Genomic DNA, 25,957 nt, shown 5'->3' with positions numbered 1-25,957 from the left:
CCTTTCAAGACCTTCCATGAATATAGACAAGATTTCCGTCGGCCCCAACGCCCCGTGGGACGTCCACGCCGTCATCGAAATTCCGCAGGGCGGCATGCCCGTGAAGTACGAAATGGACAAGGATTCCGGCGCGCTGTTCGTCGACCGCTTCCTGTACACCTCGATGTACTACCCCGGAAACTACGGTTTCATTCCGCACACCCTGGCTGATGACGGCGATCCGTGCGACGTCATGGTGGTCGGCCCGACGCCGGTCTATCCGGGTGTCGTCATCCGCGTCCGCCCGATCGGCGCCCTGGTGATGGAAGACGAAGCCGGCCGCGACGAAAAGATCCTGGCTGTGCCGGTCGATAAGCTGCACCCCTTCTATACCAATGTCGCCAGCTATCGGCAGATGCCGTCGATCTTCATCGAGCAGGTGACGCACTTCTTCGCGCACTACAAGGACCTGGAAAAGGGCAAGACGACGAACGTCATCGGCTGGGTCGAGCCCGAAGCGGCCGCGCAGTTGATCCGTGAAGGTCAGGAACGGCTGGCCCAGAAGGTCGGTTAAGCCGCTCTCAACATAGACATTTCTGCCCCGGGGTTTTCATAGCCCCGGGTTTTTTGTTTTTGTGCAAACTGCCTTGCTTAGAATACATGCGATTGCAACTACCTCGCATAACATGCGTTATGTCGGTAGGATAATTTTGCTTTCCGCACAATATTATTGAAAATGATAGCGCTCCCGGAGGAATTCTGCCTCCCTTGAGCTCAAATGTAGGATAATTTCGCATCCGTTCACGGAAACGTCATTATTTACAAAGCTCTGCAAAAAATTGTATTCCAAGAGCGGTAAAAGTGTAACTCTGGATTGTTCAGAACATTTTCCCTATATAGGCGACAAGTGCCGCGTACTTGTTTGAGTAAAGCGCTTTGGAAATATGTTTGTGTTTACGCCGATATCCGAAGCCTTCTGAGAGAGAGTTCGTATTCATCTTACATGGCTAGAAAGAAAATGATGCCCAATTCCTCCCCGAATGTGGCGTCGCGTCTTTATGCTTTGGCGGTTGCTAAGGATACCGCCAACCTCGTCGACGCGGATGCCGCGTTGGCGCTGGCGCGCGCCTCTACCCGTACCCTGATGGCCCTGTCGCCTCAGGCCGCAACGCTGATGCGCAAGTTCGCGCAGGAAGAAATCGATCGCCTGTCGATGGAATGCACGGAGGAATCCGTCGGCTCCATCGCCATCATCCGCGATGCGGTCCGCGTGAGCTGATAATTTCGGTTCAGGCATGTGAAGTGTAGAGGGCGGTTCCGGGACCGCCTTTTTTCTTTTGCGAAGTACGGCGTGCCCGTGCTTTACCGGGCACGCCGAAAGCAATGGGTCAGCTGTCGGTCTTGTCCTCGACCGGCGCTTCCGGCCCGTTTGTCTTGATCGACTCGATGGCATTCTTGGCGGAGGCCTTGGAACTGTAGCCTTCGGTCCAGAATATCGATTCACTATTGTACATGAAGTAGGCGACGAACTCGCCCGCCTTGTTCTTACGAATTTCGAACCTGTGCGCCATGATCGGCCTCCTCGTTAAAGAGGCGCCGATGTCACGTCAGTCCCTTGAGTCTGTCAATACACATAAGGCGTGTCGCATGTCCTGGCGAAACCGGAGCCCTTATCGCGCACGCTTCAGGCCCAGATACCACATCAGGTTCAGATAAAAGCCCTTGACCACCGGCAGAGTCGCCAGGGTCAGGGCCAGCATCGCAGCCAGCATCGATGGCACGATGATCTCGACCGGATAGGTATAGAAGATGTGGAACATGAAGGCGGGGCCGATGACGACATGGCCGATCAGCAGCATGGTCAGGTAGGCCGGGCCGTCGTCGCAGGGATAGATGCCGAGCGGCGTCCGGCAGTTGCCGCATTCCTCGACGATCTTCAGATAGCCGCGAAACGCCGGCGCCTTGCCGCAGCACGGGCATTTGCGTTGCAGGCCCCGGAGCAGGGCGGTGCCGAGAGTTACGCCATCGCGTGCCATGATATTTCCTTGCTTCGACATACGTGCAATATAACGCTCCGTATGAAAATTTTCCATGCGTCCCGCTGCCGCAGCAAAAAACCTTGCAAATCATATAAAGATATCTTTATGTGATTATATGGAAAAGCAGTCCGCTCAGCTTCAGTTTGAGTCGCTCCTCGATGCCCTGCGCGCCGCGGGCGAGCCGACGCGCCTGCGCCTGCTGCGGCTGCTGGCGCGCGAGGAGCTGTCGGTGATGGAACTGGTCTCCATCCTGGACCAGAGCCAGCCGCGCGTATCCCGCCATCTCAAGCTGATGACCGAGGCTGGTCTGATCGAACGTTTCCCGGATGGCGCCTGGGTCTTCTATCGGTTGTCGCACGCCCCGTCCATGCGGCCACTGCTCGAGTCGATCCTGCGTCTGTCCGGCGACGCCTATCCGGAAGACCTTCAACAGCTTGAAGCCATCCGCGTTACGCGCCGCCAGTCCGCCGAGGGTTATTTCGAAACCATCGCGCCCAAGTGGGACGAAATTCGCAGCCACTATATTTCCGAGAGCGATGTCGAGGCGGCCGTCCTGAAGGTCCTGGGCGACCAGCCTTTCCGTCACCTCATCGACCTTGGCACCGGCTCCGGCCGGATGCTGGAACTGCTGGGCGGGCGCGCGGAAACCGCCATTGGCGTCGACCAGTCGCAGCACATGCTCAACATCGCCCGCGCCAAGGCGTTCGGCGCCGGCCTGAGCCACGCCGACTTCCGCCACGGCGATATCTACGACACGCGTCTGAACGGAGGCGCGGCCGACTTGGTCGTCATCCATCAGGTCCTGCACTTTCTCAGCGATCCGGGCCGCGCCATCGCCGAAGCTGGCCGTCTGCTGGCCGGCGGCGGGCGTCTTTTGATCGCCGACTTTGCCCATCACGACCTGGAGGTCATGCGCGAGCAGTACCAGCACCGCCGCCTCGGCATGCTGGATGAGGACATGGCGGAGTGGTTCCGCACCGCCGGCCTGACGCCCAGTACCATACTCGACCTGCCGCCGCAGAAATCCGGCGGTCTGACCGTTAAAATCTGGCTCGCCAAAAAGAGCTAAGTCATAACCGAGATCCCTTATGAGCCCCGTTCTGAATCGCGACTCCCTCCACCTGGCGCCGATCGCCCGTTCGCTGTCCGAAGGCGGACGCGTGCGCGCCTCCTTCGAGTTCTTTCCGCCCAAGACCGAGGAGATGGAGCAGACCCTGTGGACGTCGATCGCCCGGCTGGCGCCGCTCAATCCGACTTTTGTCTCGGTCACCTACGGCGCGGGCGGCTCGACGCGTGAACGGACGCACCGCACCGTCAAGCGCATGCTGGACGAGACGGCATTGCGGCCGGCTGCGCATCTAACCTGCGTTGATGCCTCGCGCGCCGAGGTTGACGAGGTCATCCAGGCCTATTGGGACGCAGGCGTGCGCCATATCGTGGCCCTGCGCGGCGATCCGCCGACGGGCTTCGGCGACTATACGCCGCGCGCCGACGGCTATCAGAATGCCACGGAACTGACCGCTGCCATCAAGCGCATCGGCGATTTCGAAGTCAGCGTCGGCGTCTATCCGGAAAAGCACCCACAATCGGCGAGCCTGGCCTTCGACCTCGATGTGCTGCGCCAGAAGGTCGACGCCGGGGCGACGCGTGGCATCAGCCAGTTCTTCTTCGAGGCCGAAACCTACCTGCGTTACCGCGACGCCGTGGCCGATGCCGGGATAAGGATCGACCTGACGCCGGGCATCATGCCCGTGACCAATTTCAAGGGTCTGCGGCGGATGGCGGCGGCTTGCGAAGCCAATATCCCCGACTGGCTGGGTGGCTTGTTCGAAGGCCTCGACGACGATGCCGAGACGCGCAAGCTTCTGGCGTCGGCGGTAGCGGTCGAGCTGTGCCTGGAGCTGGAGCGGGAAGGGGTGCGCGATTTCCATTTTTACACGCTCAACCGCGCCGACCTGGTCTATGCTATCTGCCGCATCCTGGGTGTAAAGGAAACCGCACTGTGAAAAGTCTGTCGATCGTTCTGGCCTTGATGACGCTGCCGGGCGTTGCCATGCCGGGCGCAGCCCTGGCCCACAATCCGGAATGGGATGCACCGTCCGAGCCGTTCCGCATCGCCGGAAATGTCTACTCCGTTGGGACGGAAGGGATTGGCGTCTATCTGATTACCTCTCCGGCCGGTCATATCCTCCTGGACGGCGCCACCCAAAAAGGCGCTGCGGTCGTCGAGGCTAATATCAAGGCGCTTGGCTTCAAGCTGAGAGATGTCAAATACATCATCGAAACGCACGCCCACTTTGATCATGTGGGCGGCATTGCCAAATTGAAGGCCGATACGGGGGCGGCCTTTGTCGCCAGCGCCGCTGACCGCAAGGCGCTGGAAAGCGGCGCGCACGACGGTGATAACGAAAATGGCGTCGGGCATTTCCCGGCCATCAAGGTCGATCGTGTGATCGGCGATGGCGAGCGCCTTGTGCTTGATGGCATTTACTTGAAAGCGCATCTGACGCCCGGCCACACCAAGGGCTGCACAAGCTGGACGACCGACGTTCAGGAAAAGGGCGTGACCTATAGCGTACTTTTTTATTGCAGTGCTTCGGTCGCGGGCAACGCCCTTGTCGGCAACAAGGCGCATCCCGATATAGTGGCGGACTATCGCAAAAGCTTCGCCACGTTTAAAAGCCTCAAGCCCGACATACCGCTGACCAACCATCCCTCTCAAGTCGCGATGGCGGAGAAGCGGAAGGCCCAGAAGGCGGGCAAGGCCAATGCCTTTGTTGATCGTGAAGCCTTGCCGAAGCTGGTTGCCGAGCAGGAAAAGGCCTTTGAAGCTGAGTTGAAGCGTCAACAGGCACACAAGTAATTCGAGGGTTAAGCCCCTCACCCTAACCCTCTCCCCGTTTGCCTGCCGGCGAGGCCGGGGAGAGGGGATTATCAAGGCACCTCTCCGGCTCCCTCTCCCTGCTTGCGGGGAGAGGGCTGGGGTGAGGGGCTATAGAAAGACGTAACATGAACCGAAGCCAACGCATTGACGCCCTGAAAGCCGCCGCGAAAGAGCGCATCCTGATGCTCGACGGTTCGTGGGGCGTGATGATCCAGCGTCGTGGGCTCGACGAGGATGATTTCCGCGCTGAACGCTTCAAGCACCATAATGGTCAGCTTAAGGGCAATAACGATATCCTGTGCCTGACGCGGCCGGACATCATCGCTGACCTGCATAACCAATATTTCGCCGCCGGCGCCGACATTTCCGAGACCAATACATTTTCGGCGACAACGATTGCCCAGGACGACTATCACCTCGATCTGCAGGCGGTCATCGACATCAACCTGGAAGGCGCTAAAATCGCCCGCAAGGTCGCCGACGAATGGACGGCAAAGGAGCCGGAAAAGCCGCGCTTCGTCGCCGGTTCCATCGGGCCGCTGAACAAGATGCTCAGCATGTCGTCGGACGTGAACGATCCCGGCGCGCGCCTGGTCACCTTCGACCAGGTCTACCAAGCCTATCGTGAACAGATCCAGGCGCTCAACGAAGGCGGGGTCGACCTCTACCTGATCGAAACCATCACCGACACGCTGAACTGCAAGGCGGCGATCAAGGCGATCATGGACCTGGAAGACGAAGGCCTGGAGCAACTGCCGATCTGGATTTCCGGTACGATTACCGACCGTTCGGGCCGGACCCTGAGCGGCCAGACCGCCGAAGCCTTCTGGAACTCGGTCAAGCACGCCAGGCCGTTTGCTGTCGGCTTTAATTGCGCGCTCGGCGCCGACCTGATGCGCCCGCACATCGCCGAACTGGCGCGCGTCGCCGATTGTCTTGTCGCCGCCTATCCGAATGCTGGCCTGCCCAACGCCATGGGCCAGTACGACGAACAGCCGCACGAGACCGCCCACGAACTGCACGAATGGGCCAAGGACGGCATCGTCAACATCCTGGGCGGCTGCTGCGGCACCACGCCGGACCACATCAAGCACGTGGCCGATGAGGTGCGCGGCGTCACTCCACGTCAAATCCCCGATCGTCCCAAGGCGCTGCGCCTGGCCGGTCTTGAGCCCTTCGAACTGGCATGAGGGTAGCGACGGTTCTGTTGGCAGGGATAATGCTGGCGGGATGCGCCCATCAGCCGCCTGTGGGCCGAATCCTGAGCTATAGCCGCAGCAATAGCGATGGCTCGGAGCTTGAAAAGGTCCACGTCTATCGCGCCACCGCCCATCGCGTCGAAGTCAACAAGGCGGTCGAGCCGTGCACGACCTCAGCCCTGGTCACCGCCGATCTTGACCTGAAAGCGCAGCAACCGGTCCGTCTGGTGGCCGGCAAGCTCAATCGCCAGGGCGGGCAGGACGCGTTCGGGACGCTGACGCGCAAAAACGATCGTCTGATCGTGGAACTGGGGGACCACAGGGAAGAGCTGCCCGTTCCGCCCGGGCCGTGGATGCTCTATGATTTCGATCTGGCCGACCTTACGGCGCTTCTGCCGGCGCGGCGTGATTACAAGGCCGATTTTGCCTTTGGCGTTGCCCTGGTCTGGCCGGAGGACAGCGTTCAGACTTTCCTGCGCTGGCATGGCCCGGCTAAGGCGCATTATGCCGAAAGCGTAATCTGGAAGGGGAGGACGGCTTACCGCTTTGACGTCACGGGTGCGGTTTCCGGTCCGTTGTGGCTCGATGCGAAAGACGGCCATGTGCTGGAGGCGAAGTGGGCGCAGCCGAATCATCCCGGCTATACGGACTATCACCTGGTTCTCGATGCGGTTGATGACGGGGGCGCCGGTGCCTGGCGCGCGCTGGTAATGAAGCACTGGCAGGATTGCGGCGAAGGCTGAGTGGGCGTGCAGCGTGATGCTGACGCCACGTGTCAGCAATATGAATAGTTTCGCCTGAGACCGGGCTGGCCAAGTTCAGAAAACATGGTTAGCGTCCGGTAACATCCGCAACTTTCGGGCTTCGGGGGCCTTGAAACATGACGACGCGCCGCGACATCCTCACACGTTTCACCGCCGTAGCCGGGTTTGCCGGCGGCTATGCGGCGCTGCATGCGCTGGGCTTTACCGGAACCGAGGCCTGGGCGGGCACGCCTGCGCTTCCGCCAGGGTCCGGCAAGGGCGTCAAGGTCGCCATCCTCGGCGCCGGGCCGGCCGGTCTGGCGGCGGCCTATGAGCTGGGCAAGGCGGGTTATCACTGCACCATCCTGGAGGCGCGTGACCGTGTTGGCGGCCGCAACTGGACGGTGCGCAAGGGGACGCAGATCGACTATATCGATGGCACGAAGCAGGTCTGCGGCTTCGACGATGGCCATTATTTCAACGCCGGCCCGGCCCGCATCCCGGCGCACCATCAGGCGACGCTGGGTTATTGCCGCGAATTCGGCGTCGAGATGGAGACCGAGGTCAACTGGTCCGGCCGCGCCCGCATCCAGGCCGACCGCCTGAACGGCGGTAAGCCGGTCGAGATGCGCCAGGCGATTTTCGATTATCGTGGCCATATGGCCGAACTGCTGGCCAAGGTGACCAACAAGGGCGCCCTCGATGACGCTTTCAGCAAGGAAGACCGGGACAAGCTGATGGCTGGTCTGTCGCAATGGGGACGCCTGACCGAAAAGCTGACCTACGGCGGCAGCGACAATGCCGGCTACGATCAGGACCCTGCCGCTGGAACGCAAGAGCCGAAGTTCCGCACGGCCTTGCCGCTGTCGGTGGTCGGCGATCCGTTCGTGCAGGCGGTGGCGACCTTTGCCGATGCCGCCGACTTTCAGGCGACCATGCAGCAGCCGGTCGGCGGCATGGATCGCATCCCGATGGCGTTTGAACAGAGGCTCGGCAATGTCATCCGCAAGGGCTGTGAAGTGAAGCGCATCCGCCGCACCAAGAACGGCGTCGACGTCTTCTATTATGACACCGTCACGGCGCGCGCCGACGTGCTGTCGGCCGACTACTGCATCTGCACCATTCCCTTGCCGGCGTTGGCGGTGATCGCCAATGATTTCTCAAAGCCCGTCAAGGCGGCGATCGAAAAGAACAAGACCAGTTATGTCGGCGGCTACAAGATCGCCTTTCAAAGCCCCCGGTTCTGGGAAACCAACGACCATATCTATGGCGGGTTGAGCTTTACCGACCGCGATACGTTTGCGACCTGGTATCCATCCAATCAGTTTCACGCGGCTGAAGGAATCATCGTCGCCGGCTATGCTTTCAATGGCAATATGGCCAGCCGTTCCATCGCCGAACAGATCGCCTATGCCCGCGAAACCGTCGAGCGCCTGCATCCCGGCCAGTCGGGGCACATGAAGTCGCCGACCATCGTCAACTGGGCCAGCATTCCGTATTCGCAGGGGCTGGCGGGTTTCCTGTCCACCGGCGATCCGGTAGCCTATACGCTGTTGTCACAGCCCGACGGTCCGGTCTATTTTGCCGGCGATCATATGAGTCATGTCTCGTCCTGGCAGCAGGGCGCCTTCTGTTCCGCGCATCGCGTCGTTACCCAGATTGCCGAACGGCAAAAATCCCTCACAGCCTAAGGAGCTTTCATGTCCCGTACCCTGATGAAACTGACCAAGGTGGCGGGGATGGCTGCCGTCTTAAGCCTGCCTTTATCCGGCTGCATCCTTTACGATGGCACGGGCGACGGCGATGTGCGCCTGACCGTCGACGCGCCGCCCGCCGCCGACATCACGCGCACCTATGCCGGCACCTTCCCGATCGCCCAGGCGATTACCGTGCCGCCGGGCTATTCGACTGTCTATGTGTCGGGCATGGTGCCGTCGCCGATCAATGGGACAACCGACCAGTACGGCAATACCGAGGCCCAGACTGAAACCGTGCTGAAAAAGATCGAAGAGGCGCTGAAGGCCGAAGGTCTGGGCTTTGGCGATGTCGTCAACATGAAGGTCTATCTCGTCGGAGATCCGGCGCTTGGCGGCAAGATGGATTTCGCCGGCATGATGAAGACCTATTCGAAATATTTCGGCACGCCTGAGCAGCCCAACAAGCCGACGCGCGCCACGGTTCAGGTGGCGGCCCTGGTCAGCCCGGCCTATCTGGTTGAAATCGAGGTTGTCGCGGTGAAGAAGAGCAAGTGATTCCTTCTCCCCGCTTGCGGGGAGAAGGCTAGGGTGAGGGGCAATTGAACCTTGCCCCATTGAAGCGGCTTCAAGCATAGCCTATGACGCCATAGCCTTTTTACTGCCGGTTGATACCCCATGCGCACTACGATTCTCTTCGGCGGCAACAGCCGTGAACGCCTTGTTGCCGTTGCCACGACGCAGGCCCTGACGACCGCCTTGCCGGACGCCGACCTGTGGTTCTGGGATGCCGACGATACGGTGCATGAAGCAACCCGCGACGCCGTCTTGGGCCACGACCGGCCATTCGAAATCGCCTTTACCGCTGATGGCGCGCGCATCGGATCTTTGGCCCAGGCACTTGATCGCGCTGCCGCCGAAGATCGCGTACTCGTTTTGGGTCTGCACGGCGGCTCGCCCGAAAACGGCGAGTTCCAGGTCCTGGCCGAAATGCGCGGCGTGCCGTTCACCGGCTCGGGTTCGGCCTCATCCAACCTGGCCTTTGACAAGGTCCGCGCCAAAAAGTTCGTTGCCGCCGCCGGTGTCCATTCGCCCGGCAATGTCACCTTGGCGGAGGCCGACGAAGCCCTGACGCACTACGGCAAGCTGATCGCCAAGCCGTCACAGGATGGGTCTTCGTTCGGCCTGATCTTCGTCAATTCCGCGCAGGACATCGAGGCCGTCCGTCAGGCGGCCAGGACGGCGGAGTACGTCATCGAGCCCTTTATCACCGGCGCGGAATCGACCTGCGGCGTGCTGGAGCAGGCCGACGGTTCGCTGATCGCCCTGCCGCCGGTTGAAATTCTGCCCGATGGTGGCGCCTTCGATTACAAGTCCAAATATCTCGCTGCGGGTACGCAGGAAATCTGCCCGGCGCGTTTCCCCGCGGAGGTCAATGCGCAGTTACAGGATCTGGCGATCAAGGCCCACCTCGCCTTGTCGTGCCGTGGCTATTCGCGCTCGGACTTCATCATCTCGAAAGACGGTCCGATCTATCTTGAAACGAACACGTTGCCGGGCCTGACCAAGGCGTCGCTGTACCCGAAATCGCTCAAGGCGCAGGGGATTGAATTTATCGACTTTCTGCAAGGGCAGATCGACATTGCTGTTCGCCGCGTCCGGTAACCTTCTACGCATCCAAGGTTGACCGCTGTCATAATGCGGTTACACTTCGTTAACGGTTACAGCGGCCGCGAGCGGGGGTAAGGCATGGAACATCTGCACCTTTTTGGTGTCGATATCGGAACGTGGCAGGACATCGAGGCGATCTTCTCGATGATCGTCACCCTGGTCGGTCTTATCGGTGTCTACTTTGCCTGGCGGCAGATTTCGTCCAGCGCCAGTATTTCCAACCGCGAAAAATCGCTGGAAGCCTATCTCGACTTCTCGCAGAAGTACGACAGCCTGTCGCATATCGACCATGCCAACATCCAGCGCTTCCGGGCCGGCGACAAGACGCTGCACGAGACCGACGTCGCCTTCTATTTCGACAGCTACTGGGTGCTGCACCTGCAGGAATGGCAATTCTATCAGGCCGGCATTCTGCCGACGACCCTGTATGTGCAATGGGTCCAACACCTGCACGAATACCTGCATGTCAATAAGGCGCGGCGCTATTTCGCCGAGGATGGGGCGCCGGCGGAAGCCAGCTTTGTCGAGGGCTATGAGCGCTACGGTCTGCACATTCTGCGCTTCCATCCCGACTTTATCGCCTTTATCAGTGACCTTCAGGACGTGCCTTTCGTGCCGGAAAAGCGTAATGCCGCCAAATCACTGAATGCGCTGACGAAACTGGTGAAAAAGCATCGCTCGGCCGGCGTCTACTGGAAGCACTGATTTTCGGCTTTTCCCAAGGGGCATATCGCTTTAAAGCGGGGGCATGACCCCTACCTTTATCAATATCGGCGAACGGACCAATGTCACGGGTTCGGCGAAGTTCAAGAAGCTGATCGTCGAGGGCAACTATACCGAGGCGCTCAATGTCGCGCGCCAGCAGGTTGAAGCCGGCGCGCAGATCATCGACGTCAATATGGACGAAGGCCTGCTGGACAGTGTTGTCGCCATGCGGACCTTCCTGAACTTGCTGGCCGCCGAACCCGATATCGCGCGCGTGCCGATTATGGTCGATTCCTCCAAGTGGGAGGTGATCGAGGAAGGGCTGAAGTGCGTCCAGGGCAAGTGCATCGTCAATTCGATTTCGATGAAGGAAGGCGAAGACATCTTCCGCCATCACGCGCGTGAATGCCTGAAGTACGGCGCTGCCGTCGTGGTCATGGCGTTCGATGAGGTCGGCCAGGCCGACACGGCCGCGCGTAAAGTTGAGATATGCACCCGCGCCTATCATATCCTGGTCGATGAGGTCGGCTTCCCGCCGGAAGACATCATCTTCGACCCGAACATCTTCGCGGTCGCGACAGGCATCGACGAACACAACAACTACGCCGTCGATTTCATCGAAGGCACGCGCGCGATCAAGCAGACCCTGCCCTATGCGCGCGTGTCGGGCGGCGTGTCGAACGTCTCATTCTCGTTCCGCGGCAATGAGCCGGTCAGGCGGGCCATCCACTCGGTGTTTCTGTACCACGCCATTGCGGCCGGTATGGATATGGGCATCGTCAATGCGGGCGACCTGCCGGTCTATGACGATATAGATCCCGAACTGCGCCAGGCCGTTGAGGATGTCATCCTCAACCGGCCCCAGCGCCATAATGTCAGCAATACCGAATACCTCGTCGACCTGGCGCCGAAGTATAAGGGCGAAAAGGGCCAGGTCCAGGTCGCCAACCTGGCTTGGCGCGAAGGCTCTGTCGCCGAGCGCCTGAAGCACGCGCTGGTCCACGGTATTACCGAATTCATTGATGCCGACACCGAAGAGGCGCGCCTGCAGGCCGAGCGTCCGCTGCATGTTATCGAAGGCCCCTTGATGGCCGGCATGAACGTCGTCGGCGACCTGTTCGGCGCCGGCAAGATGTTCCTGCCCCAGGTCGTCAAGTCGGCCCGCGTCATGAAGCAGGCCGTGGCCTGGCTGATGCCCTACATGGAAGCCGAGAAGGAAGCGCATGTTGCCGCCGGCGGCAGCTATCAGGCAGCCGGCAAGATCCTGATGGCCACCGTCAAGGGCGACGTCCACGATATCGGCAAGAACATCGTCGGCGTCGTGCTTCAATGTAACAACTACGAAGTCATTGACCTTGGCGTCATGGTGTCGTGCGACCGCATCCTGGCCGAAGCGAAGGAACACAAGGTCGATATGATCGGCCTTAGCGGCCTGATCACGCCATCGCTCGACGAGATGGTCTTCGTGGCGCGCGAGATGCAGCGCACGGGTTTCGATATTCCGTTGCTGATCGGCGGGGCGACGACGTCGAAGACGCACACGGCGGTCAAGATCGAGCCCGGATATCACAACAATCAGGTTGTCTATGTGCTGGATGCGTCGCGCGCCGTCGGTGTCGTGTCGAACCTGCTGAGCGAAACAGAACGCGATACTTTCGTCGCCGACACCAAGGCGGATTATGCGCGTGTGCGTGACTCCTACGGCAAGGGCGGATCGCAGCCGCGCTCGAGCCTCGCCGAAGCCCGCCAGAACCATTTCAAGATCGACTTTGCCGCCGAAGCCCCCGTTAAGCCGTCCTTTCTGGGCCTCAAGACCTTCAGCCCCTACGACCTGAAGGATTTGGCCGACCATATCGACTGGACGCCCTTTTTTGCCACGTGGGAACTGGCCGGCAAGTATCCGGCCATCCTCGAAGACGAGGTCGTGGGCGAGGCGGCGACCAGCCTGTTCCAGGACGCGCAAGCCATGCTCAAGCGCATCCTCGATGAAAAATGGTTCGAAGCGCGCGGCGTTGTCGGTTTCTGGCCGGCCAACCGCACGGACGAAGACGATATCGAAGTCTACGCCGACGAGACGCGGTCTGATGTCATCGCCACCTTCCATAGCCTGCGCCAGCAGATGAAGAAGACGCGCGAAGGCCAGAGCAATACAGCTCTGTCGGACTTTGTTGCGCCGAAAGGCACGCCCGACTGGATCGGCGGCTTTGCCGTAACCACCGGCCATGGTGAGATGGAAATCGCCCGCGATTTCAAGGCCAAGGGCGACGACTATAACGCCATCCTGTCGACGGCCCTGGCCGACCGCCTGGCCGAAGCCTTCGCCGAAGCGCTGCACAAGACCGTCCGACGCGAACTGTGGGGCTATGCGGCGGATGAGGACCTCGACATCAATGGCCTTATTGCGGAACAGTATAAGGGCATCCGCCCGGCGCCGGGCTATCCCGCCCAGCCCGACCATACCGAAAAGTGGACGCTGTTCGACCTGCTCGACGCGCGCGACCGCACCGGCATGGAACTGACGGAATCGCTGGCCATGACGCCGCCTGCATCCGTGTCAGGGCTCTATTTCGGACATCCAAAGTCGCACTATTTCGGCGTGGGCAAGATCGAGAGGGATCAGGTTGAGGACTATGCCCGCCGCAAGGGCTGGACCACAGAAGAGGCCGAACGCTGGCTGTCGCCGATCCTCAACTACGTGCCTTAATCAGACTTCGTCACATTGACGAAAGCTGATTAAGGGCGCATGTTTCGGGTATGCAAACCCGGACCGTCACCGCTCATATTCCAATCGAACTGGCCGAACAGGTCGACGCTGCCGCCGAGCGCCTGGAGCGTCCGCGCGGCTGGATCGTGAAGCAGGCCTTGCAGAACTGGATCAGCCTTGAAGAACGTCGTCATCAGATGACCTTGGAAGGTCTGAACGCTATTGATGAGGGGCAAGTCGTCGATCATGCCGAAATCACGGCATGGATAGACTCGCTCGAATAGCTTGCAACTTCTTTGGTCCGCGCCTGCACGCCGTGATCTTCAACGGCTCTACAGCTTTCTGCGTGAGGTCAATCCGCGGGCAGCAAAGAATGTGCTAAAACAATTGGACGCTGCAGCAAACCGTCTGCGGTCGTTTCCACAAATAGCGCCTCGGCTTGAGGTATATGCGGATCGCGATGTCCGGGCGCTTATGGTCGGCGACTACGAGTTACGGTACGAAGTTAAGCGGGATGCGCTCATAGTTGTCCGCGTCTGGCATACACGCGAAGAGCGCTAGGTCGCCTTCATCGCCGCCTGTGCTTCGGCCGACAGGGTCACTTTCACGGCCTGCGAACCGGCGGTGGAGTCGGGGTTATTGTCTTTGAGGTAATATTCCGAACGCATCGGATTAAATACGCGCGCCGCTGAGACGGGGCTGATGCACGCGTTCAGCGCTTCAATCATCCTGGTCATGATGTCACCGGCCTTCTACCGGAATAAGTGTCTGAGTTTCTAATAAATATGCCAACTCAAGCGTGTATTTATACCCTATTAAGGTTAAGGCGCGGTTAATTTGCCGCGACGCAGCACAAGGCGTGCGGCCAGCGGCTACCGGCGCATTAACACTGTTGAGTTCTAGAGAGGTTAAGCGGGCAGTCGGTGTCCAAAATGCCCGCCTTAGATCTTAACCTTTCGATTCTTATTGCGAGCCGGTCGCGGGGGCAGCCGCAGGTTGCGAAGCGGGCTGCGGCGTTGTCACCTTGGGCAGGCTTACGGACTGGAGGGCGCGGCGGGCAAGCGTGTTGGTCGCCACGGGCGCGTTCGGATCTTCGGGCGCGACCTGTGCCGCCAGCTTCGGCTGGGGCAGTTCGTCATAGCCGCGTGGTCCGCCCGAGTTCAGCGTGTCGGCAATGACCTTGGCTTCTTCATCGGTCGCCATTTCGGCGAACAGGTTGGGGTGGCCGGAAATACGCGTGGCGGCGTGCTCGCAGTCGCCCGGCAGTTGCCAGGTGGCGTAGGCATAGGCCGCCTTGTGGACCTCGGCCTTACGGGCGCCGTCCCAGGCGTCGTAGCCATGCTGGCGCGCCTTGTCGGCCACGGCGAAGCCATCCGGCGTCTTGCCCTTGCCGGACAGGGTCAGCGCGGCTTCATAGGCGCGCAAATAAGAGCGGCCGATGGTCTGGATGCGCTGGTCGACGGGCTCGATCGAGGAAATCTGCTCGGCCAGCTGCATATTGCCGGTCAGGATGCCGTGGCACCACGCCACGCGCTGGTAGTCGTCGGCCGGCGCGTCCTCGATGGTCGGTGAGCGCGGGCTGCCATCCGCGTTGAACAGCACCAGCGGCTTCAACTGCTCGGCCGTTGGACCTTTCGGCTTGGCCTTGACCGTCTTTTGCGCGACGGCGCGCTTCTTGGGCTTGGCAGCGGCCGGGGAGGCTGCGTTCAGCGCCATTGCGCATGCGATGAGAGGCAAAAGCGTAGGGACCAGCAGCCGCAACGGGCAAACTCCATCAAATGGTAACGATGCTAATAAACACGATTATAAGGCAATTCGGGCATAAAATCGCCCTGAACACGTTTTTATTTAGCGGAAACGGTATCAGCTGCGCCAAACTGCCGCGGCGATTACCAAAACTTAAGTCTGTGGCTAGCCGGTCCTGCGCTATAGTGTCAGTATCAGGCTGGAATTTGTTTGTCGCGATATTGAACCGAAAACCGCTGCGCACTTTTCGGATATCGCTTAAGGAGTGCGATGTCGTTCTGGAAAAACCTGGCGCAGCTGGCGGTTCGCCGGTTCGATCCGGCCGAGTGTGTCGAATGCCCGAAGGGGCAGCCGGGCGCCGACCCGGCATTCGCCACGGCGGTAACGGCGCTGGGGGCCAAGCTGGCCATGGCGGACGGCCTCGCCCAGGATGTCGAACAGACGGCGTTCCTGCAGGTCTTCAAGCCCGAGGACGCGGCGCGCCGCGATGTCCTGCGCCTCTATGAGTTGGCGCGCCAGACGCCGCACGGTTTTGAATCCTACGCCAAGCGCCTGGCCAAGCGCTATTCGAGTTGCCCGCAGATCCTGGAAGACGTTCTGGAAGGCCTGTTCCACATCGCCGTTGCCGACGGCTATCTGACGCACGAGGAGGAAACCTACCTCGAAACGGTTTCACGCCTGTTCGGGCTGAAATCGACGACCTACCGCAGCATTCGATCGGGCTATGTGCCGGCCGACACCGAAGACCCGTACGTCATTCTGGGGATCGAACCCCACGCCAGCGACGAGGAGGTGCGTAAGGCCCGCCGCCTGCGCCTGAGCGACGTCCACCCCGATCGTATCCGCGCGCGCGGGCTGCCGCCGGACTTCGAAACCCTCTACACCCAGAAGGCCGCGCGCATAAATCTGGCCTTTGACGGCATCATGAAGGAGAGAATGGCTGACAGCACGACAATGTGATCGCCCGCAAGGGGATTTGCAGTGCAATGAAAAAGCCACGCCGTATGGTTATAAAAAAATTAAAATTCGCTCTGTTTGATGGTGGAGAGGTTGACGCGAGGCTGTTTCGTGACAATCTTGTAGCAGCAAGCGCCGCGTATCATGGCCTGTCAGTTCAAGGTTCAAGAGTAATGACCAATAATCCGTCCTTTGCTTCATTCAAGCGTTCGTATCAGCCGTGGGGGCAGGTCCGCAGGAGGAACATGGTGTCGCGCGTTCTGCATATCGTTTCAATGACGGCGCTTGGCCTGGCGGTACTCGCCGGGATCGCGCTTCTGGTCGTCTTCGCGGCTTCGGTCGCGGTGGTCGGCGCCGCCGCCCTTGCGCTGATGGCGCTGGCGGCCTTCGTGACCCGCAAGCCGGTCCGCGTCTTTGTGCGCGGGCAGGACAAGCCCAAAGACGACGGCAAGGGCATCTACGAAGCCCGCAAGACCGGCTCGACCTGGAGCGTTTATTAAAGCTTCAACCTGAAGTCATCTTTTTACCGGAATCGGTAGAGATAACCCCGTGCAGGCACTGCACGGGGTTTTTCAATGCGCAAAGCGATGGGGCTCGCCGCTGTCATCATGCTGGCGGCCAGCGTGGCGCACGCCGGCGATTACAAGCCGGTCGTCTGTTCGTCGGTCAAACCCTATGCCGGAGCGCCGCGCTATGCCGCGCCTTTGAACCTGGGCGCCCTGCCGGATTGGCCTGAAGGCGCAGCGCCAACGCCGCTGGCGGCCAGGCTGTCCGCGACCTTCACCCAGGCCAGGGAACTGACCCACGCTGCCTCGCTCGATGCCGCCGTCGGCACACCGGAAGGGCGCTGGCATCAGGCCGACAGCCCGAAACTCTACTACTGGGCCAGCGCCGGCAAGACCTTTACCGCTATCGCCATCCTTCAGGCCGCCGAGGCCGGAAAACTGAAGCTGGAAGATCCGGTGTCGAAATGGATCGACGGCGTGCCCAATGGCGATGTCATCACTGTCGGTCACCTCCTTTACCACACCAGCGGCCTGTTCAGTGCCAATGAGGACCTGGTGGTCCGCAAGGGTTCTAGAAAGCTGACCCTCGACGAGGAGCTAAAGGTTCTGAAACGCCACGGCGCCATGTTCTGCCCGGGAGAAAACTGGCGCTACAGCAACTCCGGCTACACCCTGCTGGGCGCGATCCTCGAAAAGGTCGAGGGCAAGCCCTACGCCCGGGTCGTGACCGAAGGGATTATCGACCGGCTTGGCCTGAAGGATATCCGCGTCATTACGCCGGACGACGCCCTTGCCGATATTGAACCTCTGGTGTCGCAGTCGCAGGAAAAGGCCATCGACATGCGTGTACCGGGGCCGGCCGGCGGCATCGCCGCCTCAAGCCTGTCGATGATCGCCGTGTGGCAAGGGCTTTTGTCCGGGCGCCTGCTAAAGCCGGAAACCGTCCAGGACATGTTCGACGCGCCCTATCCGATGTTCGGCCAACCGATGTATTATGGCCAGGGCGTCATGGTCTACCGGCCGCCGGTCAAGCCTGGCGACGCACCCATCCTGTGGCTCGGCCACAGCGGTGGCGCACCGGGCGTCAAGGCGGTGGTGGTCTATTCGCCGGCCGATAAGGCGTTCGCGGCGGTGGCCCTGACCGGCGATGGCTCGGCCGAAGCGACAGCGGCCCTACTGCTGAAAACGCTACAATAGGAGGATGCGCATGAAGTCTTTCCTGATGACGCTTATGGCGATGGTCGCGCCATTGACGGGCCATGCACAGGTTGCGGCCGATCCGGACATTCTGGACGGCGCTTTCCGCCCCGGCTTTACGACGACCTTGCCGGATCAGCAGGGTAGCGTTGGCGTTCAGGTGGTCGAAGCAGGCCGGCTGAAGGTCACCAGCGGCCGTATCGTTGCCGTCGATCCCTTTATCTATCTCGATGCCGAGGCTTTTACCTTTCAGGTGCCGCCGGGAGACTACCCGGTCCGGCTGGCGGTCGCCGAAGTCGGCAAGGACCATTACCGCGTCGCCCTGGCGCGGGTGGACTTCTCCGATACTCCCGCCACCCGCTGGGAGATGGCGCTGATTCCCGGGCAGTCGCTGAAGACGCTGAAGGACAAGGAGGTCTATGGCTATGGCGTCGATGCCGGGACCGGCGCGTTCGGTGACGTCGATGCATTTCGTTGGCTGAATGACCGGTACAAGGGCGCTACCAGTTCGGAGTATGAGGACCTGTCCGATTCGTGGATCAGCGACGGCGAAGTCGAAGGCGCAAGGCATCTGCCGCACCTGTTCCTTTTGATGCCCGAAGCGGGCCCAGCCAACAATATCGCCATGTTCTCGAGTGGCTGGGGCGATGGCTTTTACACCTCGTGGGTTGGCTATGCCGCGGACGGCAAGGTCACGGCGCTGGTCACCGATTTTCTGGTGATCAAGGCGACGAAATCTTAGCAAACGGCCTGCGAAAAACCGCTGACACTTTTGCACACATTACGGTATGGCTGGGCGCATGTCCCTGATCGATAAGCCTTCGCCCAATTTCAATGAACGCAAAGGGCCGCCTGACATGGTGGTTCTCCATTACACCGGCATGGAGACGGCCAAGGCCGCGCTCGACCGTCTCTTGGATCCCGACGCCAAAGTCTCGGCCCACTATGTCGTTGACGAAGACGGTTCGGTCTACGCCCTGGTGCCCGAAGAGCGCCGCGCCTGGCACGCCGGTGTTTCCTACTGGCGCGGCGAGACCGACATCAATGGCTGCTCGATCGGCGTCGAGATCGTCAATCCCGGCCATGAGTTCGGCTATCGTGACTTTCCGGCGATCCAGATTGACGCGGTCATCGGTCTGCTCGACGGCATCCGCGAACGCTGGGACATCGCCGACAGTCGTATCCTCGGCCATTCCGATGTCGCTCCTGCGCGCAAGGAAGATCCGGGTGAGCGCTTTCCGTGGAAGACGCTGGCCGATCACGGCCATGGCCTGTGGGTCGAGCCCGACCTGCCGCCGGCCGGCGCCATGGGGCCGCCGTTAGGGCCGGGCGACGAGGGCCTCGGTGTCTTTTCACTGCAATCGGCACTGGGCAAGCTTGGCTACAATGTACTGGGCGGCGGGCCCTATGACGACGAAACCCTGACGATCGTGCGCGCCTTTCAGCGCCACTGGCTGCCCGAAGTCATCGGCACCGAGATCGAGGGCCGGGCGGACGCCGCCACGCGCGTGCGCCTGATGGCCCTGCTGCGCCATATAACGCTTCTGGAGGTGTAAAGCCCATGGACGGACAACGCATTCTGCTGGGGATCGCGGCCTTGTGGGGCCTTTTGGGTATGCTGATGCTGGCGGCCGGGTCGCATCCACCACGGATCGGCGTGCTGGCGGTCGGTGGCCAGGTGATGATGTTCCACGCCGTCGCCGCCCTGGCCCTCATCAATACCACCCTTGTCACCGGCTGGCGCCGGGCCCTGCCGGTCGCGCTCATGCTGACGGGCAGCGGCCTGTTTGGTCTGTCGATGTGGCTGCGTACCGCCGGTGTGCTCGACTTCGGCCTTCTGGCGCCGATCGGTGGCGGGCTGGCCATCGTCGGCTGGATCGTCTTGGCGGTCAGCGCGCTTCTGCCGGCACGTGACACCAGCTCTCAGCCTTGATCTTTTTAGCTTTTGCGCGCACATAGGCGCCGGATCAGATGGCCGGGCGGTCGCGGGCGAAGGTTTCCCTTCGTTTGAGGAAAGTCCGGGCTCCACGGCAATATGGCGGCGGGTAACGCCCGCCAGGGGTGACCCTAGGGATAGCGCCACAGAAAGCAAACCGCCCGGCTCCGGCCGGGTAAGGGTGAAAGGGTGCGGTAAGAGCGCACCGCGCCGGCGGTAACGCAGGCGGCACGGCAAGCCCCGCCAGGAGCAAGACCAAATAGGAACGGCGCGCCGGAAGCAATTCCGGCAGGGCATTGCCGCCCGGGACCGTTCGGGTAGGTTGCGTGAGCCGTCCAGCAATGGCCGGCCAAGAGGAATGATCGTCACGATCGTTGGTCCTCGGAGCAATGATCGTACAGAACCCGGCTTACAGGCCGTCTGATCCGTTTTCTTTATTGTGATGCCTATGCACCGGGCCGCGCATATTTTTTCGCGCATTGCTTAATAATCCACAGCTATCGAAAAGGTTGCGCCAATCTTAATTGCGTTGCGCGCGTTTACCTTTGATTCAGCATGATTTGTTCAAATAACAACAATACAGCCGGGTATTTTGTTCTGTGTATGTTCTGGTTTGCAAGTTCTGCAACCGGGATTTTCAAGTGCAGAATCCGACTTTAGTGTCAGCCAGAGTCATTGCGTCCCATTTAATCCCATGTTAACCCAAAACTCATCGGGCGCACGGTTCGGCAACGGGCCGCAAGCCACGCACAAGGTTCGGCAGGGAGCGGGTCAGTACGACCCGGGTGTGGGGTGTTTCTCTCAAGCCACGAGAAGCAGCTGGATGCCAAGCGGCGACTGCTGGTCCCGCAGGATTTCCGTGCCTCGGCCCTGGCGCCGTATGACGGCGTCGAACCGTTCGAAGGTCTGTATTGTTTTGCCGCCATTAACGCGTCGTGCCTCGAATGCGGAGGAGCGGCGTTTTTTGCCACTTATCGCGCCGTGATCGAAGCTCATCCCCCATTGTCGCCGACCCGCAAGGCCCTGGAGCACCGCTTTTATGCGTCAATGCACCGGCTTGCCTTCGACACGGCCGGCCGCATTACCCTGCCGGAAGCCCTGTGCGATCGCTTCAACCTCAAGGGCGACGTCCTGCTGACCGGCCTTGGCACTTCGTTTCAGATCTGGCAACCCGGCGCCTATACGGTCTATGCCGAGGAACAGGATCGCCTGGTCACAGAAGCCCTGAAGGGAGCGCTGTCCTGACATGACGACCGCGCCCGCCCACCTGTCCGTCCTGCTGCCCGAGGTGCTAACCACGCTTGGTAACCTTGAAGGCCGTCTGGTGGTCGATGGCACGTTCGGCGCCGGTGGTTATTCGCGCGCATTCCTGAAGAGCGGCGCCCATGTCGTGGCCTTCGACCGCGATATCCGCGTCAAGCCCTATGTCGACGCGCTGAAAAGCGAGTACCCCGACCGCTTCCAGTGGGTGAACCGCTGCTTCTCCGAGATGAAGGAAGGCCTGGCCGAACTGGGTCATTCGACCTGCGACGCCATTGTGCTCGACATCGGCGTGTCGTCGATGCAACTCGACGAGGCCGAGCGCGGTTTTTCCTTCCTGCGCGACGGGCCGCTCGACATGCGCATGAGCGCGGAAGGCCGCAGCGCCGCCGACATCGTCAATGAGGATGACAAGGACGACATCGCCCACATCATCTGGCTGTACGGCGAAGAGCATAAGTCGCGCGCCATTGCCGCGGCCATCACCCGCCGCCGTGCCGAGCGCCCGTTCGAACGTACGTTGGATCTGGCGGAAGTCGTTGAAAAGGCTCTGGGCGGCCGGCGCGGCGCGCCCGTGCATCCGGCGACAAAGACCTTCCAGGCGCTGCGCATCGCGGTAAATGACGAACTGGGGGAACTGGAACGCGCGCTCGACGTCGCCGAAACCCTGCTCAAGCCCGATGGTGTCCTTGCGGTCGTCACCTTCCACTCTCTGGAAGACCGCATCGTCAAAAACTTTTTCAATGAGCGTTCGGGCAAGCTGCCCGGCGGGTCGCGCTATGCCCCGCAGCAACTGACCGTTTCAACGCCTGTTTTCAGCCTGGTCACGCCGAAGGCCATTGCCCCGTCCGAAGCCGAACTGGCCGTCAATCCGCGCGCCCGTTCTGCCAAGCTGCGCGCAGTACAGCGCACCTCCGCCTCTTTAGTATCGCGTACCCAAACAAGGAAAAACCGCTCATGAAGGCTTTCCTCTCTCTTTTCGAACAACGGATCAGGGGCGTGCGCCTGATCGAGATCATCGGCCTGGTGCTGGCGCTGGGCATGATCTTCTGGGTCTGTCTGTCGAAGGCGAGGGAAGGGGAGGACATCAAGCGCCTGGCGAAACTGGATGCCCAGATCGCCGAGGAATCCAAGACGGTGCAGGACCTGCGTGTCAAGGTCGCCGAACTGGAACGGCCGGCGCGCCTCGAAGCCCTGGCCACGACCTATCTCGGCATGAAGCCGGTGGCATCGTCGCACGAAACCCAGCTGGAAGCGCTCGGCGATATCTCCCGCGCCACTTCGCGTCCTGTCGCGGCGGCGGCGTCGCCTGAGACGCCTGCTTCCGCTTCGTCGACCGACGACCTGATCTCCAAGGCCGAAAGCAAGGCCGCGCAACCCGTGCCGGTGTCGCTGCCCAAGGCGGAGGGCGCACGATGAAGGTGGGGCTTTTCGATTCGACCCAGTCGGGATTTCAATGGGTCGCCGACCGCGTCTGGAAGGTCGAACACGCGTTTGAACGCGCCAATGCGACCGGTGAGAAGGCGCGCTCGACGCGCATGCGCATCTTCATCATCCTGTGCTGCCTGGGTACGGTCTACTGTCTGCTGATGCTGTTCGCGGCACGCGCTTCGCTGTTCCACGGCGCGGGGCAGATCGCCGCCCTGACGGGCCAGGCGCACGCGCGCGGCCAGCTGGTGGACCGCAATGGCGCCCTGCTGGCGACCGACGTCGACAATTTCGACCTGTTCGTTGACCCGACCGACATGACGGCGGAAGACCGCGTCTATGTCCGCCGGGCGCTGGCACAGCTCTTCCCCAGCCTGCCACGTGAAACTCTCGACAAGGCATTCCGCCGCGAAGGCCGGGCGCTCCTGACCGGCAATCTCGACGCCATGGACCGGGCAAAGCTGCTGGAATACGGCCTGCCGGGCGTGTCGTTCGAGGCCCAGCGCGTCCGCCGTTATCCGCTGGGGACAACAGGCGCCTTTTATATCGGCATGACGAAACGCGCCGGCGAAGGCATGTCCGGCGCCGAAAAGTCCCTGGAAGAGCAGATCGTCGCCTCGGCCAATGGCCAGGCCGTCCCGCTGGCCATGGACCTGCGCGTCCAGGGCGCGCTCGAAAACGAATTGCGCGCCATGGCCGTGGCCCAGAAGGCCGTGGGCGCCGTCGGGCTGGTCATCAACGTCCGTACCGGCGAAGTGCTGGGCATGGCGTCGTGGCCGGAATTCGATCTCAATCGCCCGGGCGACTATCCCGAGGCCCATAAGCGCAACCACGCGGCGGTCGACCGCTATGAACTGGGCTCGATCTTCAAGGCGATCTCGGTCGGCATCGGCCTGGATACCGGCACGGCGTCGATGAACTCGGTCTATGACGCGCGCCAGCCCTTGGTGGTCGGCGGCCGCAAGATTCATGACCTGCATGCCACCAATGCTTACATGGGCCTGGAGGACGTCTTCATCAAATCGTCCAACATCGGCACCGGCCTTATCGCGCTCAATGCCGGGAAGGACGACTTTACCCGCTATTACGAAGCCATCGGCCTGTTCCGTTCGGCCGAGATCGAACTGACCGAGCCGGCCTCGCCGCTCTACCCCAAGACCTGGACCGACCTGTCGCTTGTCCAGACGGCCTTCGGTCAGGGCATCGCCATAACGCCGCTCAGCTTCGCCGAGGCCATCATGCCACTGCTCAACGGCGGCTATCACCGACCGCTGACGATCAAGAAGTATGACGGCCATACACCCCTCACCGGTGAGCGCGTCTTTTCGGCGGCGACGTCGCGGACCATGCTGGATCTTATGCGCGCCAATGTCACCAAGGGGTCGGGGGCGCGCGCCAATGCACCGGGCCTGCGCGTCGGCGGCAAGACCGGCACGGCGCAAAAGCCCGGCCGCGGCGGCTATACCTCTGACAACATCGCCTCGTTCGCCGCCGTCTTTCCGACCGACGGAGCTGTGGACGACGACCGTTACCTGGTTCTCACCATCTACGACTCGCCGCAGGGTGCGCCCGAAAGCAGCGGTTCACGGATGGGCGGTCTGGTTGCCGCGCCGGTTGCCGGCCGCGTCATCGATCGCATCGCACCGTTCGTCGGTGTGGCGCGCAGGGAGGACAAGTTCGCCACGCCGCAATGGGACAAGGCGCCAATCCAGGCTGTTGAGGAAGAACACTGATGGCTAGTGTACATGGCCTGCGCCTTTCCGATATCCTGCGGCGCGATCTCGACAACGATCCGATCGTCACCGGCGTGACCGCCGATAGCCGGAAAGTGGATGCCGGCACCCTGTTCTGCGCCCTGCCGGGCACGGCCATTGATGGCCGCGACTTCATCCCTCAGGCGCTCGCCAAGGGCGCCGCCGCCGTGCTGGCGCCCGACGACACCAACGCCATCGAAGTGGGTAATACGGCTCTGGTCAAGGTGTCCGACGTGCGCCGCGCCTACGCCCTGGCCGCCAAGAACTTCTATGGCTCGCAGCCCAGGACCTGCGTCGCGATTACCGGCACCAACGGCAAGACCAGCGTCGCCACCTTCTGCCGTCAGATATTCGCGACCCTCGGCCATGCCTCGGCCAGCATGGGGACCCTGGGGGTCGTCAAATCCATGCCGGACGGCACGGAGGAAGCGATCACCGGCCCGGGCCTGACGACGCCGGATGCGGCTGACCTTGCGAAGCACCTGGCCGATCTGGCGCGCGACGGCGTGACCTTCCTGGCGTTGGAAGCGTCTTCGCACGGTATCGACCAGCGCCGGCTCGACGGCGTGTCGCTGACGGCGGCGGGGTTCACCAACCTGACCCAGGATCATCTCGACTACCACGCCACCATGGCCGCCTATCGCACGGCCAAGCTGCGCCTGTTCGAAAGCCTGCTGCCACGCGGCCGCACGGCGGTGCTGAACGCCGATTCCGACAGCTATAACGCCTTTGCCGCCACCTCGATCATGTCGGGCCTGAGCGTCATGAGCGTCGGTGAACGCGGCCAGTCGCTGTGCATGACCGGCCGCGACCTGACCGTCGACGGCCAGATACTCTATCTCGAGCACAGGGGCCGGGCCTACGAGACAAAGCTGCCCCTGGCGGGTCTCTTCCAAGCGTCGAACGCCCTGGTTGCCGCCGGGCTTGCCATCGCCGCCGGCCAGGACGCCGAAGGTGTTATCCATGCCCTGTCGAAGCTGCAAGGTGCGCGCGGCCGCCTGGAACGCGTCGGTTCCAAGTCGAACGGCGCCGAGGTCTATGTCGATTACGCCCACACGCCCGATGGGCTTGAGACCGTACTGAACGCCCTGCGTCCGCATACGCATGGCAAGCTGGTCTGCGTCTTCGGTTGCGGCGGAGACCGGGACCGCACCAAGCGGCCCTTGATGGGCGGCATCGCCGCTCGCCTGGCCGACCGCGCCATCGTCACCGACGACAATCCGCGCTCGGAAGACCCAGCCGCCATCCGCGCCGAGGTCATGAAGGGCATGGGCAAGTCGGCCGTCGAGATCGGCGACCGCAAGGAGGCCATTTTCGAAGCCGTGGCCAGCCTCAAGGCCGGCGATGTCCTGGTCGTCGCCGGCAAGGGCCACGAGCAGGGCCAGATCATTGGCGGCAAGGTCCTGCCGTTCGATGACGTCAGTGTTGTGAAGCAGGCGCTGAACGGCTAATGCCAGATATCCGGGGTTGACTTGGTTCTCAGCTCGCCGCCCCGCGCACCCTCACCCCGCAAGCAGGAGAGGGGTAAGGAAGCGCCTCCAGTTTGCTTGTGCCG

29 protein-coding genes and 1 other RNA gene are annotated in these 25,957 nt (G+C 61.5%); 26 read left to right on the top strand and 4 right to left on the bottom strand.

The annotated features are described in order from the left end of the window. Positions 1–16: 16 nt before the first annotated feature. Entirely contained in the window at positions 17–553 is a 537-nt protein-coding gene (gene ppa / locus J2X24_RS01060; RefSeq protein ID WP_209715332.1) for an inorganic diphosphatase, read from the top strand. Between the two features lie 447 nt (positions 554–1,000). After that, complete coding sequence (locus J2X24_RS01055) at positions 1,001–1,258, top strand: hypothetical protein (protein WP_245344348.1); 258 nt, start codon at positions 1,001–1,003, stop codon at positions 1,256–1,258. Between the two features lie 109 nt (positions 1,259–1,367). On the opposite strand, the gene J2X24_RS01050 is transcribed toward J2X24_RS01055, so the two are convergent. Both J2X24_RS01050 and J2X24_RS01045 read right to left on the bottom strand, forming a co-directional pair. Then, a complete protein-coding gene (locus tag J2X24_RS01050) occupies positions 1,368–1,550 on the bottom strand; it encodes a YegP family protein (RefSeq protein WP_209715325.1) in 183 nt (60 codons plus the stop codon). A gap of 99 nt (positions 1,551–1,649) precedes the next feature. Further along, positions 1,650–2,015, bottom strand: a complete 366-nt coding sequence (locus J2X24_RS01045) for a DUF983 domain-containing protein (RefSeq protein WP_209715322.1) — start codon at positions 2,013–2,015, stop codon at positions 1,650–1,652. Positions 2,016–2,133: 118 nt separating this feature from the next. Here J2X24_RS01045 and J2X24_RS01040 point away from each other — a divergent pair, with 118 nt between their 5' ends. The 12 genes from J2X24_RS01040 (at position 2,134) to J2X24_RS00985 (ending at position 14,179) form a co-directional block, all read left to right on the top strand. Then, the gene (locus tag J2X24_RS01040) at positions 2,134–3,087 is read left to right on the top strand and encodes an ArsR/SmtB family transcription factor (protein ID WP_209715320.1); all 954 of its coding nucleotides are present in this window, start codon (positions 2,134–2,136) and stop codon (positions 3,085–3,087) included. Positions 3,088–3,106: 19 nt separating this feature from the next. Further along, positions 3,107–4,024: a methylenetetrahydrofolate reductase [NAD(P)H] gene (metF, locus tag J2X24_RS01035; RefSeq protein ID WP_209715317.1), complete on the top strand. Its 918-nt coding sequence runs from the start codon at positions 3,107–3,109 to the stop codon at positions 4,022–4,024. A gap of 26 nt (positions 4,025–4,050) precedes the next feature. Further along, the gene (bla, locus tag J2X24_RS01030; RefSeq protein ID WP_209716389.1) at positions 4,051–4,881 is read left to right on the top strand and encodes a subclass B3 metallo-beta-lactamase; all 831 of its coding nucleotides are present in this window, start codon (positions 4,051–4,053) and stop codon (positions 4,879–4,881) included. Between the two features lie 146 nt (positions 4,882–5,027). After that, entirely contained in the window at positions 5,028–6,092 is a 1,065-nt protein-coding gene (locus J2X24_RS01025) for a homocysteine S-methyltransferase family protein (protein ID WP_209715314.1), read from the top strand. Between the two features lie 59 nt (positions 6,093–6,151). Then, entirely contained in the window at positions 6,152–6,844 is a 693-nt protein-coding gene (locus tag J2X24_RS01020) for a hypothetical protein (RefSeq protein WP_209715311.1), read from the top strand. Between the two features lie 137 nt (positions 6,845–6,981). Continuing rightward, entirely contained in the window at positions 6,982–8,535 is a 1,554-nt protein-coding gene (locus J2X24_RS01015; protein WP_209715308.1) for a flavin monoamine oxidase family protein, read from the top strand. 9 nt (positions 8,536–8,544) lie between these two features. Next, complete coding sequence (locus tag J2X24_RS01010) at positions 8,545–9,096, top strand: RidA family protein (protein WP_245344347.1); 552 nt, start codon at positions 8,545–8,547, stop codon at positions 9,094–9,096. Between the two features lie 120 nt (positions 9,097–9,216). Beyond that, positions 9,217–10,203: a D-alanine--D-alanine ligase family protein gene (locus J2X24_RS01005; protein ID WP_209715305.1), complete on the top strand. Its 987-nt coding sequence runs from the start codon at positions 9,217–9,219 to the stop codon at positions 10,201–10,203. An 84-nt stretch (positions 10,204–10,287) separates the two neighbouring features. After that, the gene (locus J2X24_RS01000) at positions 10,288–10,914 is read left to right on the top strand and encodes a hypothetical protein (protein WP_209715302.1); all 627 of its coding nucleotides are present in this window, start codon (positions 10,288–10,290) and stop codon (positions 10,912–10,914) included. Between the two features lie 43 nt (positions 10,915–10,957). After that, on the top strand, positions 10,958–13,618 hold the full coding sequence (gene metH, locus J2X24_RS00995; protein WP_209715298.1) for a methionine synthase: 2,661 nt from the start codon (positions 10,958–10,960) through the stop codon (positions 13,616–13,618). Positions 13,619–13,668: 50 nt separating this feature from the next. After that, positions 13,669–13,902 carry a CopG family ribbon-helix-helix protein gene (locus J2X24_RS00990; RefSeq protein WP_209715295.1) on the top strand — a complete coding sequence of 78 codons (234 nt, stop codon included), beginning with the start codon at positions 13,669–13,671 and terminating at the stop codon, positions 13,900–13,902. A gap of 1 nt (position 13,903) precedes the next feature. Then, positions 13,904–14,179 (top strand): type II toxin-antitoxin system RelE/ParE family toxin, encoded by a 276-nt coding sequence (locus tag J2X24_RS00985; RefSeq protein WP_209715292.1) that lies wholly within the window; start codon positions 13,904–13,906, stop codon positions 14,177–14,179. Here the strand turns inward: J2X24_RS00985 and J2X24_RS00980 are convergent. After that, positions 14,176–14,355: a hypothetical protein gene (locus J2X24_RS00980; RefSeq protein WP_209715289.1), complete on the bottom strand. Its 180-nt coding sequence runs from the start codon at positions 14,353–14,355 to the stop codon at positions 14,176–14,178. The two genes, J2X24_RS00985 and J2X24_RS00980, sit on opposite strands and share 4 nt — an antisense overlap. A 226-nt stretch (positions 14,356–14,581) precedes the next feature. Beyond that, complete coding sequence (locus J2X24_RS00975; protein ID WP_245344346.1) at positions 14,582–15,334, bottom strand: hypothetical protein; 753 nt, start codon at positions 15,332–15,334, stop codon at positions 14,582–14,584. A 300-nt stretch (positions 15,335–15,634) separates the two neighbouring features. Here J2X24_RS00975 and J2X24_RS00970 point away from each other — a divergent pair, with 300 nt between their 5' ends. The 12 genes from J2X24_RS00970 (at position 15,635) to J2X24_RS00915 (ending at position 25,853) form a co-directional block, all read left to right on the top strand. Further along, positions 15,635–16,324: a molecular chaperone DjiA gene (locus tag J2X24_RS00970; RefSeq protein WP_209715282.1), complete on the top strand. Its 690-nt coding sequence runs from the start codon at positions 15,635–15,637 to the stop codon at positions 16,322–16,324. Between the two features lie 242 nt (positions 16,325–16,566). Further along, complete coding sequence (locus J2X24_RS00965; protein WP_245344345.1) at positions 16,567–16,821, top strand: hypothetical protein; 255 nt, start codon at positions 16,567–16,569, stop codon at positions 16,819–16,821. A gap of 75 nt (positions 16,822–16,896) precedes the next feature. Continuing rightward, the gene (locus J2X24_RS00960; protein ID WP_209715276.1) at positions 16,897–18,024 is read left to right on the top strand and encodes a serine hydrolase domain-containing protein; all 1,128 of its coding nucleotides are present in this window, start codon (positions 16,897–16,899) and stop codon (positions 18,022–18,024) included. A gap of 10 nt (positions 18,025–18,034) precedes the next feature. Next, a complete protein-coding gene (locus J2X24_RS00955) occupies positions 18,035–18,766 on the top strand; it encodes a DUF4241 domain-containing protein (protein WP_209715273.1) in 732 nt (243 codons plus the stop codon). A gap of 58 nt (positions 18,767–18,824) precedes the next feature. Continuing rightward, positions 18,825–19,580 carry a peptidoglycan recognition protein family protein gene (locus J2X24_RS00950; protein ID WP_209715270.1) on the top strand — a complete coding sequence of 252 codons (756 nt, stop codon included), beginning with the start codon at positions 18,825–18,827 and terminating at the stop codon, positions 19,578–19,580. A gap of 5 nt (positions 19,581–19,585) precedes the next feature. Then, positions 19,586–19,957, top strand: a complete 372-nt coding sequence (locus J2X24_RS00945) for a DUF423 domain-containing protein (protein ID WP_209715268.1) — start codon at positions 19,586–19,588, stop codon at positions 19,955–19,957. Positions 19,958–19,991: 34 nt separating this feature from the next. Beyond that, an RNA gene (gene rnpB / locus J2X24_RS00940) (RNase P RNA component class A) lies at positions 19,992–20,388 on the top strand. 364 nt (positions 20,389–20,752) lie between these two features. Continuing rightward, entirely contained in the window at positions 20,753–21,205 is a 453-nt protein-coding gene (locus J2X24_RS00935; protein WP_209715265.1) for a division/cell wall cluster transcriptional repressor MraZ, read from the top strand. Between the two features lies 1 nt (position 21,206). Continuing rightward, positions 21,207–22,181 carry a 16S rRNA (cytosine(1402)-N(4))-methyltransferase RsmH gene (gene rsmH / locus J2X24_RS00930; protein ID WP_209715262.1) on the top strand — a complete coding sequence of 325 codons (975 nt, stop codon included), beginning with the start codon at positions 21,207–21,209 and terminating at the stop codon, positions 22,179–22,181. After that, a complete protein-coding gene (ftsL, locus tag J2X24_RS00925) occupies positions 22,178–22,639 on the top strand; it encodes a cell division protein FtsL (protein ID WP_209715260.1) in 462 nt (153 codons plus the stop codon). The genes rsmH and ftsL overlap by 4 nt, the downstream gene beginning before the upstream one ends. Then, the gene (locus tag J2X24_RS00920) at positions 22,636–24,381 is read left to right on the top strand and encodes a peptidoglycan D,D-transpeptidase FtsI family protein (RefSeq protein WP_209715257.1); all 1,746 of its coding nucleotides are present in this window, start codon (positions 22,636–22,638) and stop codon (positions 24,379–24,381) included. The genes ftsL and J2X24_RS00920 overlap by 4 nt, the downstream gene beginning before the upstream one ends. Then, positions 24,381–25,853, top strand: coding sequence for a UDP-N-acetylmuramoyl-L-alanyl-D-glutamate--2,6-diaminopimelate ligase (locus J2X24_RS00915; RefSeq protein ID WP_209715254.1), 1,473 nt, complete (start codon positions 24,381–24,383; stop codon positions 25,851–25,853). The genes J2X24_RS00920 and J2X24_RS00915 overlap by 1 nt, the downstream gene beginning before the upstream one ends. Positions 25,854–25,957: the final 104 nt, after the last annotated feature.

The organism is Asticcacaulis solisilvae (assembly GCF_017875235.1).
GTDB lineage: Bacteria > Pseudomonadota > Alphaproteobacteria > Caulobacterales > Caulobacteraceae > Asticcacaulis > Asticcacaulis solisilvae_A.
The sequence above is the reverse complement of the archived record's forward strand: the minus strand, read 5'-3'. Positions and strand labels throughout refer to the sequence as shown.